General features: G+C 65.6%; 13 protein-coding genes and 1 tRNA gene. 9 read left to right on the forward strand and 5 right to left on the reverse strand.

The genetic code is table 11. The features are described 5' to 3' along the window. Nucleotides 1-39: 39 nt before the first annotated feature. On the reverse strand, nucleotides 40-435 hold the full coding sequence (locus WG901_RS02940; protein WP_339585516.1) for a VOC family protein: 396 nt from the start codon (nucleotides 433-435) through the stop codon (nucleotides 40-42). Nucleotides 436-687: 252 nt separating this feature from the next. Between WG901_RS02940 and lon the strand changes: the two genes are divergently transcribed. Continuing rightward, nucleotides 688-3,045: an endopeptidase La gene (gene lon / locus WG901_RS02945; RefSeq protein ID WP_417602573.1), complete on the forward strand. Its 2,358-nt coding sequence runs from the start codon at nucleotides 688-690 to the stop codon at nucleotides 3,043-3,045. A gap of 245 nt (nucleotides 3,046-3,290) precedes the next feature. Next, nucleotides 3,291-3,563: an HU family DNA-binding protein gene (locus tag WG901_RS02950; RefSeq protein WP_339585518.1), complete on the forward strand. Its 273-nt coding sequence runs from the start codon at nucleotides 3,291-3,293 to the stop codon at nucleotides 3,561-3,563. 100 nt (nucleotides 3,564-3,663) lie between these two features. On the opposite strand, the gene WG901_RS02955 is transcribed toward WG901_RS02950, so the two are convergent. Together WG901_RS02955 and rlmB are read right to left on the reverse strand one after the other, a co-directional pair. Continuing rightward, nucleotides 3,664-4,494: a hypothetical protein gene (locus tag WG901_RS02955; RefSeq protein WP_339585519.1), complete on the reverse strand. Its 831-nt coding sequence runs from the start codon at nucleotides 4,492-4,494 to the stop codon at nucleotides 3,664-3,666. A 31-nt stretch (nucleotides 4,495-4,525) separates the two neighbouring features. Next, a complete protein-coding gene (gene rlmB, locus WG901_RS02960; protein WP_339585520.1) occupies nucleotides 4,526-5,323 on the reverse strand; it encodes a 23S rRNA (guanosine(2251)-2'-O)-methyltransferase RlmB in 798 nt (265 codons plus the stop codon). Nucleotides 5,324-5,477: 154 nt separating this feature from the next. On the opposite strand from rlmB, the gene WG901_RS02965 reads away from it, so the two are divergent. The 4 genes from WG901_RS02965 to pssA all read left to right on the forward strand — a co-directional run bounded on the left by WG901_RS02965 (nucleotide 5,478) and on the right by pssA (nucleotide 8,885). Beyond that, nucleotides 5,478-5,563 (forward strand) — tRNA-Tyr (locus tag WG901_RS02965). 175 nt (nucleotides 5,564-5,738) lie between these two features. Further along, entirely contained in the window at nucleotides 5,739-7,052 is a 1,314-nt protein-coding gene (gene chrA, locus WG901_RS02970; protein ID WP_339585521.1) for a chromate efflux transporter, read from the forward strand. Between the two features lie 280 nt (nucleotides 7,053-7,332). Then, on the forward strand, nucleotides 7,333-8,082 hold the full coding sequence (locus WG901_RS02975; RefSeq protein WP_339585522.1) for a phosphatidylserine decarboxylase: 750 nt from the start codon (nucleotides 7,333-7,335) through the stop codon (nucleotides 8,080-8,082). Next, on the forward strand, nucleotides 8,079-8,885 hold the full coding sequence (gene pssA / locus WG901_RS02980) for a CDP-diacylglycerol--serine O-phosphatidyltransferase (protein WP_339585523.1): 807 nt from the start codon (nucleotides 8,079-8,081) through the stop codon (nucleotides 8,883-8,885). The genes WG901_RS02975 and pssA overlap by 4 nt, the downstream gene beginning before the upstream one ends. Here the strand turns inward: pssA and WG901_RS02985 are convergent. Next, nucleotides 8,833-9,087, reverse strand: a complete 255-nt coding sequence (locus tag WG901_RS02985; protein WP_339585524.1) for a hypothetical protein — start codon at nucleotides 9,085-9,087, stop codon at nucleotides 8,833-8,835. The two genes, pssA and WG901_RS02985, sit on opposite strands and share 53 nt — an antisense overlap. Nucleotides 9,088-9,325: 238 nt before the next feature. Then, entirely contained in the window at nucleotides 9,326-9,592 is a 267-nt protein-coding gene (locus tag WG901_RS02990; protein ID WP_339585525.1) for a hypothetical protein, read from the reverse strand. 373 nt (nucleotides 9,593-9,965) lie between these two features. On the opposite strand from WG901_RS02990, the gene rpsB reads away from it, so the two are divergent. From rpsB to pyrH, 3 genes are all read left to right on the forward strand, one after another. Further along, nucleotides 9,966-10,742, forward strand: a complete 777-nt coding sequence (gene rpsB / locus WG901_RS02995; protein WP_339585526.1) for a 30S ribosomal protein S2 — start codon at nucleotides 9,966-9,968, stop codon at nucleotides 10,740-10,742. Between the two features lie 105 nt (nucleotides 10,743-10,847). Further along, entirely contained in the window at nucleotides 10,848-11,774 is a 927-nt protein-coding gene (gene tsf, locus WG901_RS03000; protein WP_339585527.1) for a translation elongation factor Ts, read from the forward strand. Between the two features lie 177 nt (nucleotides 11,775-11,951). Continuing rightward, nucleotides 11,952-12,674 (forward strand): UMP kinase, encoded by a 723-nt coding sequence (pyrH, locus tag WG901_RS03005; protein WP_339585528.1) that lies wholly within the window; start codon nucleotides 11,952-11,954, stop codon nucleotides 12,672-12,674. Nucleotides 12,675-12,676 lie beyond the last annotated feature (2 nt).

Raw genomic sequence — 12,676 nt, forward strand, 5'->3', positions numbered from 1 at the left:
GGGGGCTAGCGGAATGCGCGATTGCGCGATTGCGCGAAGCTAGAAGCTTACCTCGACGCTCGCGGCCGAGCGTTCGGCGGGCCCGTGGAACACCACTTCGATATTGTTGTCGTCGGGATCGAGCAGGAAAGCCGCGTAATAACCGGGGTGATAGTCGCGCTCGCCCGGCGCACCGTTGTCGCGTCCGCCGGCGGCGAGGCCGGCTGCGTAGGCCTGGCGCACCATGTCCTGGTCCGCGGCCTGAAAGGCGAGGTGAATGCGCGAGCCGCGCTCACCCTGGTCGATCCACAGCTCGTCGGCCTGGATATGGCTGTCGTCCACGACGGCTTCGATGCCGATCGCCTGCAGCAGCGCCGCGTAGAATTTCTGCGAGGCGGGCAGGTCGGCTGCGCGGATATGGACGTGGTCGATCAGGCGGCCGCGATGCAGTTTCACGGGTGTTCCTCCGGTCCGGGTTGCCGTTGCAACCGATCTGCGCGCCAAAGGTTTCCCGAGCTGAGACACCGCCACGGCCCATCCACAGCCTCTGGTCGCACGACCATTGCGCGCCGCGCACCTGCATCCCATATCATGCGGGAACGCCGGAACTCTCCGGCAGGCGCGCTTCCCGTGCGCCGTAGTGGGTGGATACTGACCGTGAATTTGCTTCCCCTCCTTCCCCTGCGCGACATTGTCGTTTTCCCCGGCATGGTCGTGCCGCTGTTCGTCGGCCGCGAGAAATCGGTTGCCGCGCTCGAAGCGGCGATGACCGGCGACAAGGACATCTTCCTGCTCGCCCAGCTCGATCCGGGCTGCGACGATCCCGATCGCGACGATCTCTACGACACCGGCGTGATCGCGCGTGTTCTCCAGCTGCTCAAGCTGCCCGACGGCACGGTCCGCGTGCTCGTCGAAGGCCAGCAGCGCGCGCAGCTCCAGTCCTTGCGCACCGAACAGGGCGCCAGCGGCGAAATGCTCGTTGCCCAGGTCGAGGCTGTGGAGCCGGCCGAGACCGAGGGCGCCGAAGTCTCGGCGATGATGCGCTCGGTCGTCGATCAGTTCGGCGAATATGCCAAGCTCAACAAGAAGCTCTCGCAGGATGCGGGCGAGCAGCTCGGCGACATCGAGGACGCCTCTAAGCTCGCCGACACGATCGCCGCGCAGCTTTCGGCCAAGGTTTCCGACAAGCAGTCCCTGCTGACCGAGATCGACGCGCTCAAGCGGCTCGAGATGGTCTTTTCCTTCATGGAGGGTGAGCTCGGCGTGCTGCAGGTCGAGCGCAAGATCCGTGGCCGCGTGAAGCGGCAGATGGAGAAGACGCAGCGCGAATACTACCTCAACGAGCAGCTCAAGGCGATCCAGTCCGAGCTCGGCGGCGGAGAGGGCGATGAAGCCAACGAGATCGCCGAGCTGGCCGAGAAGATCGAGAAGCTCAAACTCTCGAAGGAAGCCCGCGCCAAGGCCACGGCCGAGCTCAAGAAGCTCAAGTCGATGCAGCCGATGAGCGCCGAGGCGACCGTCATCCGCAACTACCTCGACGTGCTGCTGGGCCTGCCCTGGGGCAAGAAGAGCAAGCTCAAGAAGGATATCGCCGCGGCTCAGGCCGTGCTCGACGACGATCACTACGCGCTCGAGAAGGTCAAGGACCGGATCGTCGAGTATCTGGCCGTCCAGGCGCGCACCAACAAGCTGAAGGGGCCGATCCTGTGCCTCGTCGGCCCGCCGGGCGTCGGCAAGACCTCGCTGGGCAAGTCGATCGCCAAGGCGACCGGCCGCCAGTTCATCCGCCAGTCGCTGGGCGGCGTGCGCGACGAGGCCGAGATCCGCGGTCACCGCCGCACCTACATCGGCTCGCTGCCGGGCAAGATCGTCACCAACCTGCGCAAGTCGGGCGCGAGCAATCCGCTGTTCCTGCTCGACGAGATCGACAAGCTGGGCCAGGACTTCCGCGGCGATCCGGCCTCGGCCCTGCTCGAAGTGCTCGACCCCGAACAGAACGCCAAGTTCCAGGACCACTACCTCGAACTCGACATCGACCTGTCGGACGTGATGTTCGTCTGCACGGCGAACAGCCTGAACCTGCCGCAGCCGCTGCTCGACCGCATGGAGATCATCCGGCTCGAGGGCTATACCGAGGACGAGAAGGTCGAGATCGCGACGCGGCACCTGATCGCCAAGCAGATCGAGGCGCACGGGCTCAAGAAGGGTGAGTTCACCCTGACCGAGGAAGGCCTGCGCGACCTGATCCGCTATTACACCCGCGAGGCCGGCGTCCGCACGCTCGAGCGCGAGATCGCCAAGCTCGCGCGCAAGTCGCTGCGCCAGATCCTCGAGGGCAAGGTGACCGGCGTCACCGTCACGCCCGAGAACCTCGGCGACTTCGCCGGGGTGCGCAAGTATCGCCACGGCATGTCGGACGACGAGCACCAGGTCGGCGCGGTCACGGGCCTCGCCTGGACCGAGGTCGGCGGCGAGCTGCTGACGATCGAAAGCGTCACCGTGCCCGGAAAGGGCGCGGCGCGCACCACGGGCAAGCTCGGCGAGGTCATGACCGAAAGCGTCCAGGCGGCTTACAGCTTCGTCAAGGCGCGCAGCCCGGCCTACGGCATCAAGCCGTCGATCTTCGCGCGCAAGGACATCCATATCCACCTGCCCGAAGGCGCGGTGCCCAAGGACGGCCCTTCGGCGGGCATCGGCATGGTCACCTCGATCGTCTCGACCTTGACGGGCATTCCCGTCCGCGCCGACGTGGCGATGACCGGCGAGGTCACCCTGCGCGGCCGCGTGCTGCCGATCGGTGGTCTCAAGGAAAAGCTGCTCGCGGCGCTGCGTGGCGGGATCACGACCGTGCTGATTCCCGAGGAGAACAAGAAGGATCTCGCCGAGATCCCCGCCAACGTGAAGGAGGGGCTGGATATCATCCCCGTCAGCCACGTCGACGAGGTGCTCGCCAGGGCGCTCACGCAGCCGCTGGAAGCCATCGAGTGGACCGAGGCGGACGAACTGGCGAGCCAGTCGGCGGCGCCTCCAGCCAATGCTCCGTCGGCATCGCCGACCGCGCACTGATCCGGCGACATAGTATTGTTGCACTGCGGCGACTCGGAACCTGTTCCGGGTCGCCGTTTCGCATGGGGCCAGAGCGTCGGGGGCAAAATCGCGTTCTTTGCCCAAAAGCGCGGAAATTAGGGAAGATTCAAGGCCTGGAGCCACCATTTCGCTTTGACAGCTTCCGGAAAACTCGCTCAATTCGCGCCGCTTGTTGGAGAGGCGAAATCGGTTTCGGTTCCACTGAAAGGTAGGGGGTTTCCATAATGAACAAAAACGATCTAATCGGCGCGGTCGCGGATACCAGCGGTTTGACGCGCAGCGATGCCACGAAGGCTGTCGAAGGTATCTTCGAAGCCATCACGGGCGCGCTCAAGAAGGGCGACGAAGTTCGCCTGGTTGGTTTCGGTACGTTCTCTGTCGCCAAGCGCAAGGCCTCGACCGGCCGCAACCCCCGCACCGGAGAGCCGATGAAGATCAAGGCTTCATCGCAGCCGAAGTTCAAGGCCGGCAAGGGTCTCAAGGACGCGGTCAACTAAGCGTCCTATTCGCGCGGCATGCCTCTCGCCGCGCCACGAAAATAAAAAAGATTGGGAGTACCGGTGCCGCGTCTGACCCTCAGACGCGGCATTCTCATTTTTACGTCCCCAGCTTGATCAGCGCCGTAGGCGCTGCCGGCGTGCGCAGGTTCACGGCCCAGTCTAGCTTCTGCCCGGCCGGATCGGTTTGCGGCCCCTCATCGGTGTTGTTTGCCAGGATCGTGCCATCGGTGCGGACGGTGAACGTGCCGTCGGCCTGGGAGACGGGCGGCGCATTGTCCTTGGCGCCCATCATCGAACGGAACGGCTCGCCGCCCGACGCCGGAGCGAAACCCGGTGCATCGATGCGTACCGTGCCGTCGTTGCGCAGGGCGATCTGCACGAAGGCATTGGCCATCGGGAAACGCTCGATCGTCGGGAAGGTGAAGTCGTGGTCGAGCCGCCCCGAGATCGCGAAGTCGACGTCGAACAGCCCATCGCCCTTGTAGTCGACGCGCTTCCAGCCGGCCTGGCGCCGCAGCCGCGCGGCGAGCTCTTCGGCCGCCTTGGGGCTGCTCGGATCGATCCCGCCGAGGATCGCGCGCATCGACTGCGCGTCCTGCCGCCGCTTTTCCGCTGACCGCGCCTGCTCTTCTTCCCAGGCCTGCTTCTGCTTGGCCAGGTCCTCTTCGGTGCAGGGGCGCTCGTCGAAGCTGTCGTCCTTGTAGCAGGTCTCGGCGGTGAAACTCTCGGGCGCCTTGTTCGCCTCTTCGGCCAGCTTGCTCAGTGCGAGCATGTGTATCTCGCCCGTATAGGCGAAGCTGAACTGCCCATCCTTGCGCAAGTCGAGCGTCGAGGTGAACTTGCCCGGCGCGAAGAGACAGGCCGACAGAAGCAGGCTGATCAGGGCGAGCACGATGCCACCCGTTCGCGGCACGAAAATGGGCTGCATCGATTCTCCCCCCTTTGCGAGTGTCCGCCTCTTATCGCGTGGCGACCGCGTAGAGTGCAATGGCCGCGGCGTTCGAGACATTGAGGCTTTCCATCGCCTCGCTGATCGGCAGCCTGGCGAGCGCGTCGCAGTGCCCGGCGATGTTCTGGCGCATGCCTTCGCCCTCGGCGCCGAGCACCAGCGCGACAGGGCCGGCGGGCAGGGCCTCGGCCAGGCTGGACTTGGCCTCGCCCGCCAGGCCGATGCGCCAGTAGCCCGCTTCGGCGATCTCCTCGAGCGCGCGTGCGAGGTTCACCACGCGGATCCAGGGGACGACCTCCAGCGCGCCCGAGGCCGACTTCGCGACCACGCCCGATTCGGGCGGGGCGTGGCGATCCTGGGTGACGATCGCGCAGGCGTTGAAGGCCGCGGCCGAGCGCAGGATCGCGCCGACATTGTGCGGATCGGTGACCTGGTCGAGAATCAGCAGCGGCCGGGTGGGGTCGCCTTCCAGGATGTCGCCGAGAAAGATGTCGTCGAGCGGCGCGCATTCGAGCACGAGGCCCTGGTGGGGCGCGTCGCGCGCCACCAGTCGGGCGAGATCAGCCGCTTGGGCATATTCGACCGGGAAGTTGGCGGGCAGTTCGCCGTCGAGCGAATCGATGCCTTCGCGTGTTGCCCAGAGCTTGTGGTGGTTGCGATCGGGATTCTTGAGCGCGGCCTCGACCGCGTGGCGACCCCAGAGTCGCACCTGGCCGGTGCTTGCGCGCCCGCTGCCGCGGCCACCTTTCATCCGGCCGGCGCGTCCGCGCAGGGCTCGCTTCGGGCGATCTTCTTTGCCGGCGCTCATGTCATGTCCTTTTATATTCGCGTGAAACACCGCGCTCCTGCCAGTCGCCCCATTGACAGGCAAGGCTCGCTTCGCCATGAGCGCGCCTCTCGGCCGGAAGGCTCCCTTGTGGAGCCGCACGAAGCGGGGTTTACCCCGCACCGGCAACCGGTGTGGACAGGTGGCCGAGTGGTTAAAGGCAGCAGACTGTAAATCTGCCCGTGCAAGCGTACGCTGGTTCGAATCCAGCCCTGTCCACCACCGACCTCTGCGCCCTTCGGGGCGATCCTCCTTCCTCGATAGTCACCGGCTTGGCAGGTTTTCTGTGGGCTGCTAGACAGTGTCCACGGGATGAAGCAACCTCCCGTCCAGGCCCCGTCGCCCAAGTGTTGCCTTGATCGTCCGCAGTGCTGCGGACGAAAGGCATGAGGCGAATGTGACCGGCGTTTCCGAAAAACCGAATTTTCCCGAGCTGGTGCGCGTCTGCGCGCGCATCGGCTTTCTCAGCTTCGGCGGGCCCGCGGGCCAGATCGCACTGATGCACCGCGAACTCGTCGAAGAGCGCGGCTGGGTCAGCGAGGCGCAGTATCTCCACGCGCTCAACTTCTGCCATCTCCTGCCCGGACCCGAGGCCCAGCAACTCGCGACATGGATCGGCTGGAAGCTCCACGGTCTGCGTGGCGGCCTCGCGGCCGGCCTGCTGTTCGTGCTGCCCGGCGCGCTCGTCATCCTCGCGCTGTCGATGCTCTATGCCTGGTCGGCCCAGGTGGAGTGGTTCGTCGCGCTGTTTCTCGGGATCAAGGCGGCCGTTCTCGCGATCGTTGTCCAGGCGCTGATGCGAATCGCCGGCAGGGCGCTCAACACCCGTTTCAAGAAGGCGTTGGCGGTCGTGGCCTTTCTCGCCCTGTTCTTCCTCGACCTGCCGTTTCCGCTCGTCGTGCTGGGATCGGGGGCGATCGGCATAGTGGTCGCCGCGGTTCGGCCCGAATGGCTCGCGCTGAAGCCGCTGGGCGCTCCGCCGGCCGCGAGCCCGCGGCCCTGGAGGCAGACCGTGACCGCGGTTTTGGTCTGGAGCGCGGTCTGGGCCCTGCCTATGGGCCTCGTGCTGTTGGTGCTCGGGCGGGACCACGTGCTCTGGCACGTCGGCGTGTTCTTCTCGCAGCTCGCGATCGTCACCTTCGGGGGCGCCTATTCGGTGCTGGCCTATATGGCGCAGGAGGCGGTGCACGGCTTTGGCTGGCTGTCGGCGGGTGAAATGGCGGATGGGCTCGGTCTTGCCGAGACGACGCCGGGCCCGCTGATCATGGTCACGCAATTCGTCGGCTATCTGGCGGCTTTTCGCGCGCCCGAACCGTTCACGCCGCTGGTCGCGGGGATGCTCGGTGCGGCGTTGACCACCTGGGTGACTTTCGTGCCCTGCTTCCTGTGGATATTCGCCTTGGCGCCGTGGATCGAGCGGCTGGAGCATGCCCGGCGGCTTAATGGCGGCCTCGCCGCGCTGACTTCGGCCGTGGTCGGCGTCATCGCCAATCTCAGCCTGTGGTTCATGCTCCACGTTCTTTTCGCGCGCGTGGACGAGTTCCGGATCGGTCCTCTGCGGCTCTACGCGCCCGACTGGCCGACATTCGACTGGCGCGCCGCACTCCTTGCCGCGCTCGCCGCGGCGCTCATCTTCCGGTTCCGGCTCAACGTCATCAAGGTGCTCGTGATCGCCGCGCTCGGCGGGCTGATTCTGGCGCGGATCGGCTGACCTGCACGACGAGGCCGGGGGGATGGTCCCCCAAAAGAAGCCCCGCTCGATTGGGCGGGGCTTTAGGGCACGAGGGGCTGTTCTTCCCTCGGGGTCGTGCCGCGCCGGTTATGTGTGGGGTGCGCGGCAGAGGTATAACGCGCGAACGACCGATTTGTGTCCACCAGGCAGCATATCGACGACAGTTATGCCCGAGCCCTGGCGCTCGCGGCGGGCTTCTCCCGCGCGAAGACACGGGCTGCGCTTGGCAATCGCGCGGGCACTACCTAATACCCCCGGCATGGCAGGTGAAATTCTCGACAATCAAGGGCGCGGCGAAGCAAGCTGGCGCTGGCCCGCAATCCATCCCGAGGCGCGCAAGTTCGCGGCGATAGCGGCGGTGCTCTGCGCGCTCTTCGCGTTCCTCGCCTGGGAGACCGTGGCCTGGCCGATGGGCCTCCTGGTGTTCTGCATCTGCGCGTTCTTCCGCGATCCGCAACGCGTCACGCCGCAGGGCGATCGCTACATCGTCGCCCCGGCCGACGGTCTCGTGACCCTGATCCAGAAGGTGCCGCCACCGCGCGAACTGGCGATCGACGACGGTTCGGCCGCGGCGCGGCTCGGCGAGGCGCCGGTCACGCGCATCTCTATCTTCATGTCGGTGTTCGACGTCCACATCAACCGCGCCCCGATCGGCGGCACGGTGCGCCGGGTGATCTATATCCCCGGTCGTTTCCTCAACGCCGACCTCGACAAGGCCAGCGAGGAGAACGAGCGTCAGCACATCCTGATCGAGCGCGGTGACGGCACCGCGATCGGCTTCACCCAGATCGCCGGTCTCGTCGCGCGACGTATCGTGCCCTTCGTCAAGCCGGGCGACATGCTCGCAGCCGGTCAGCGCGTCGGCCTGATCCGTTTCGGCAGCCGCGTCGACGTCTACCTGCCAGAGGGCACCGATTCGCGGGTCTTGCTCGGCCAGAAGATCGTCGCGGGCGAGACGATCCTTGCAGAGATCGGCCAGGCTGGCCCGATCGAAGGGATCATGCAGTGACGGAAACCGACCCGCGCCGGCCCTCGCGCCGTCTGCGCGGCGGGCTGACCTTGCGGGCGATGGTGCCGAACGCGATCACCGCGGCGGCACTCTGCGTTGGACTGACCGGTATCCGCTTCGCGATCGCGCGCGATTTCGAGCAGGCCGTCCAACTCGTGATCCTCGCGGGCGTGCTCGACGGTATCGACGGTCGTGCGGCGCGACTGCTCAACGCGCAGTCGCGCTTCGGCGCCGAACTCGACAGCCTGGCCGATTCGATCTCGTTCGGCGTCGCGCCGGCGCTGATCATCTATCTATGGACCCTGCAGTCGCTGCCCAGCGTCGGCTGGTTCGCCGCGCTGGCCTTCGCGATCTGCTGCGTGTTGCGCCTTGCGCGGTTCAATGCGCGCATCGATTCCGAAAATCAGCCGCACAAATCAGCCGGTTTCCTTACCGGCGTGCCCGCGCCCGTCGGCGCCGGGCTGGCCTTCCTGCCGATGTATCTGTGGATGGCGAGCGGTCACCACGAAATCTTCGCCGCGCCGATCCTCGTTGCTATCTGGCTCGCGCTGATCGCCTTCCTGATGATCTCGAGCGTGCCGACCCTGTCCTGGGGAAAGCTGCGGCCGCGGCGCAATATCCGGCTGGAGATGATTGCCTTTGCCGGTCTGCTCGTCGCTGCGCTCGTCACAGAGCCCTGGCTCACGCTGGTGGTGATCTGCGCCGCCTATCTTTTGCTGATCCCCGTGGGACTGGTCAGCTATTCCCGGATCAGGCGGCCGCGGGAAGCGCGGGCCGCGAAGGATTCCGGCGCACCGCTCTGAACTGCGGGTGCAGGACGGTGGCGCTGGTGCGCACGGTAACCTCCTCGATCGTCACGCGCACTTCGCGCCATTCGCTATGGTCGACGAGTTCGCGGCGGAGTGCGAGGGCCTGGCGACCGTAACGGCGCCAGCTCGCGGCCATGACCGAAGCGGCCAGCAGGCCCGAGGCGGTGAACAGCGTCGTCAGGAGAACTGCAAGCATCTCGAAAACCCTTCGCCTCGGCACTCTGGTTTCAGAGTGGAAATCGTGTGGATAACCGCGGTAGAACCGGTTATGTTCCGGATGAAGCGAATATGTTCCTGTTTTGTTCCGACGGTCAAGCCCATTTTGCGGCCGTTTGCGCTTTTGCTGCGATGGGCTGAGGTCTTCACAGGAAATTCAACCACTTAAGGTTATGCGAAAAATGAGGCTCGGCGCCTTCGCCGGGCCTATGGTGCCGTCAGGCGACTGCGCGTCGCGGCAAACGGTTGCTGACGCGGTGAGTCACGGGCTTGGGGCCATGACGATGCCGCAGCGGACTCCGCGGCGCACGCACGAGCACGCGATGTTCGCGCAAAGTCAGCCTGACTTCATCGGTAAAGGTCGGCTGCCGCAGGGCTGAGCGCAATTCCGCGAGTGGTGCAAGGGCCTGACGGAAACTGGCGGCGATCGCGGCGAGGGCGAGGCCGCCCAGACCGGCAAAGACGAAATCCAACAACACGGACATGGACCTGCTCCTGATGCGTGCCCCGCAACTTGCCCCCGTGCTGTGCCCTAACCTGTGGAAAACCTGTTCAAATCCTGGTGAGGGCTTTCTATCACGGAGTTTTACCTAGGTAAAACTACTATTGCGCAGAAAGGATCCATTAACGCCTTGATCGTGCGCAAAAACCTTCGGGAGGGCGGGTGTTTTGACGAAATTGTGGCTGGATTTGTCGGCCAAATCGGACTAAGGGCGCCGCTTCCGCAGGTCGGTGTGCCCAATTTCGGGCATCCGGCGCAGCGGAAATCCACATGGGAAGCGCCACACACCGGTGCCGCAGCGGGCTATCCGCACGGTTCCAGCTTCCCAGAGGTCCAAACCGGAAGGGAATTATCCTATGGCGGCTCCTACCGTCTCCATGCAGCAATTGATCGAGGCCGGCGCACACTTCGGCCACCAGACCCACCGCTGGAATCCGCGGATGAAGCCGTACATCTTCGGCGCGCGCAACGGTGTCCACATCCTCGATCTGTCGCAGACCGTGCCGCTCTTCGCGCGCGCGCTCGACTTCATCTCGGCCACCGTCGCCGCCGGCGGCAAGGTGCTCTTCGTCGGCACCAAGCGCCAGGCGCAGCAGCCGATCGCCGATGCCGCCCGCGCGGCCGGCCAGCACTTCGTCAACCACCGCTGGCTGGGCGGCATGCTCACAAACTGGAAGACCATCTCGGGCTCGATCAAGCGTTTCAAGGCGCTCGAAGAGCAGCTCTCGGGCGACACCGCGGGTCTGACCAAGAAGGAAGTCCTCCAGCTGACGCGCGAGCGTGACAAGCTCGAGCTGTCGCTCGGCGGTATCCGCGACATGGGCGGCATCCCCGACGTGATGTTCGTGATCGACGCCAACAAGGAAGAGCTGGCGATCAAGGAAGCCAACGTCTTGGGTATTCCGGTCGTCGCGATCCTCGATTCGAACGTCTCGCCCGACGGCATCGCTTTCCCGATCCCGGCAAACGACGACGCCAGCCGCGCCATCCGCCTCTACTGCGACGCGGTGAGTCAGGCTGCCAAGAAGGGCGGCCGCGACGCCGTCGTCTCGTCGGGTGCCGATTTCGGTGCGCTCGAGAACCCGCTGGCTGAAGAGGCCATCGAGGAAACGGCTGAGGTCCCCGCGGCCTGATCGATGCCCGCCGCCCCCGCACGGGGGTGGCTGTCATCAAGTTGTCGCGCTCCGGGCTCACGGGCCCGGGCGCATCACAAGCTTTTCTACAAGAGGAAATCCGCAATGGCCTATACCGCCACTGACGTGAAGAACCTGCGCGAGCGCACCGGCGCCGGCATGATGGACTGCAAGAAGGCTCTCGACGAGACCGGCGGCGACATGGAAGCTGCCGTCGACAGCCTGCGCGCCAAGGGCCTTGCCGCAGTTGCCAAGAAGTCCAGCCGCACTGCGGCCGAGGGTCTCGTCGGCGTCGCCGTTTCGGGCACCAAGGGCGTGGCCGTGGAAGTCAACTCGGAGACGGACTTCGTCGCCAAGAACGACCAGTTCCAAGACTTCGTCCGCAACACGACTCAGGTCGCGCTCGATACGGGTACGTCGGACGTCGAGGCCCTCAAGGCCTCGGCCTATCCGGGCGGCGGCACGGTCACGGACACGCTGACCAACAACGTCGCGACGATCGGCGAGAACCAGCAGGTTCGCCGCATCAAGCAGGTCGCGGTGTCGCAGGGCATCGTCGTGCCTTACATGCACAATGCGGCCGCGCCGAACCTCGGCAAGATCGGCGTGCTCGTCGCGCTCGAATCGGAAGCCGGTGCCGACGTGCTCGAGCCGCTGGGCAAGCAGATCGCCATGCACATCGCCGCGGCCTTCCCGCTGGCGCTGAACGCTGAAGATCTCGACGCCGACACCCTGGCCCGCGAGCGCAAGATCGCGGCCGAGAAGGCAGCCGAGAGCGGCAAGCCCGCCGAGGTCCAGGCCAAGATGGTCGACGGCGCCGTGGCGAAGTATGCCAAGGACAACGCGCTGCTCTCGCAGCTGTTCGTCATCGACAACAAGACCCCGATCGCTCAGGTCGTCGAGCAGGCCGGCAAGGCCGCCGGCACCAAGATCGTGCTCAAGGACTACGTCCGCTTCCAGCTCGGCGAAGGCATCGAGAAGGAAGTCAGCGACTTCGCGGCCGAAGTCGCCGCGGCTGCCGGTCTGAACTGATCGCGCACCCTCTCCGTTCCGCTTCGGCGGAGCGGGGAGGGGCCATCGGGCCTTGCGGGGTCCGTCGCCTCCCTCGCTCTGCGCCGGGGAGGATTTTTTACGCCCAGCGCGCACTTGGCAGCCCCCCGCTTAGGGTTATAAGGGCCGCCTTCCCGCCAAACGGACGCTTTTGCACCCATGAGCTCGCCCAGCTACAAACGCATCCTGCTAAAGCTCTCCGGCGAAGTCCTGATGGGTAACCAGCAGTACGGCATCGACCCGGAGTTCGTCGCCGAGCTCGCGCTGGAAGTAAAGCAGGCCAAGGATAGCGGCCTCGAGGTCTGCCTGGTCATCGGCGGCGGCAACATCTTCCGCGGCATGGCCGGCGCGGCCAAGGGCATGGACCGCGCCCAGGCCGACTACATGGGCATGCTGGCGACGGTAATGAACGCGCTCGCCATGCAGAATGCGCTCGAGCAGATCGGCGTACAGACGCGTGTGCAGTCGGCCGTACAGATGGACGCGGTCTGCGAGCCGGTGATCCGCCGCCGCGCCGAGCGCCATCTGGAGAAGGGCCGCGTGGTGATCTTCGCCGCCGGCGTCGGCGCGCCTTACTTCACCACCGACAGCGGCGCTGCGCTGCGCGCGGCCGAGATGCGCTGCGACGCCTTGCTCAAGGGCACCAGCGTCGATGGCGTCTACGATGCCGATCCCAAGACCGATCCAAACGCGAAGCGTTACGATGCAGTCGATTACGACACGGTCTTGGCAAACAATCTCAAGGTCATGGACGCCTCGGCCGTGGCGCTGTGCCGCGACAACAACATTCCGATCGTCGTGTTCTCGATCCGCGAGAAGGGCAATCTTGCCCGCGTTCTCGTTGGCGAGGGCGTACAGACGATCGTGCAGAAGGGAGCCTGAAC

The organism is Novosphingobium anseongense, from assembly GCF_037482895.1.
Classification (GTDB): Bacteria; Pseudomonadota; Alphaproteobacteria; order Sphingomonadales; family Sphingomonadaceae; genus Novosphingobium; species Novosphingobium anseongense.

Bases quoted from the DNA above. Each gene is read 5' to 3' on its own strand.
- lon (WP_417602573.1), top strand. From the start codon at position 688: ATGGTCGTGCCGCTGTTCGTCGGCCGCGAGAAATCGGTTGCCGCGCTC.
- WG901_RS02950 (WP_339585518.1), top strand. From the start codon at position 3,291: ATGAACAAAAACGATCTAATCGGCGCGGTCGCGGATACCAGCGGTTTG.
- WG901_RS02955 (WP_339585519.1), bottom strand. From the start codon at position 4,494: ATGCAGCCCATTTTCGTGCCGCGAACGGGTGGCATCGTGCTCGCCCTG.
- rlmB (WP_339585520.1), bottom strand. From the start codon at position 5,323: ATGAGCGCCGGCAAAGAAGATCGCCCGAAGCGAGCCCTGCGCGGACGC.
- WG901_RS02975 (WP_339585522.1), top strand. From the start codon at position 7,333: ATGGCAGGTGAAATTCTCGACAATCAAGGGCGCGGCGAAGCAAGCTGG.
- WG901_RS02985 (WP_339585524.1), bottom strand. From the start codon at position 9,087: ATGCTTGCAGTTCTCCTGACGACGCTGTTCACCGCCTCGGGCCTGCTG.
- WG901_RS02990 (WP_339585525.1), bottom strand. From the start codon at position 9,592: ATGTCCGTGTTGTTGGATTTCGTCTTTGCCGGTCTGGGCGGCCTCGCC.
- rpsB (WP_339585526.1), top strand. From the start codon at position 9,966: ATGGCGGCTCCTACCGTCTCCATGCAGCAATTGATCGAGGCCGGCGCA.
- tsf (WP_339585527.1), top strand. From the start codon at position 10,848: ATGGCCTATACCGCCACTGACGTGAAGAACCTGCGCGAGCGCACCGGC.
- pyrH (WP_339585528.1), top strand. From the start codon at position 11,952: ATGAGCTCGCCCAGCTACAAACGCATCCTGCTAAAGCTCTCCGGCGAA.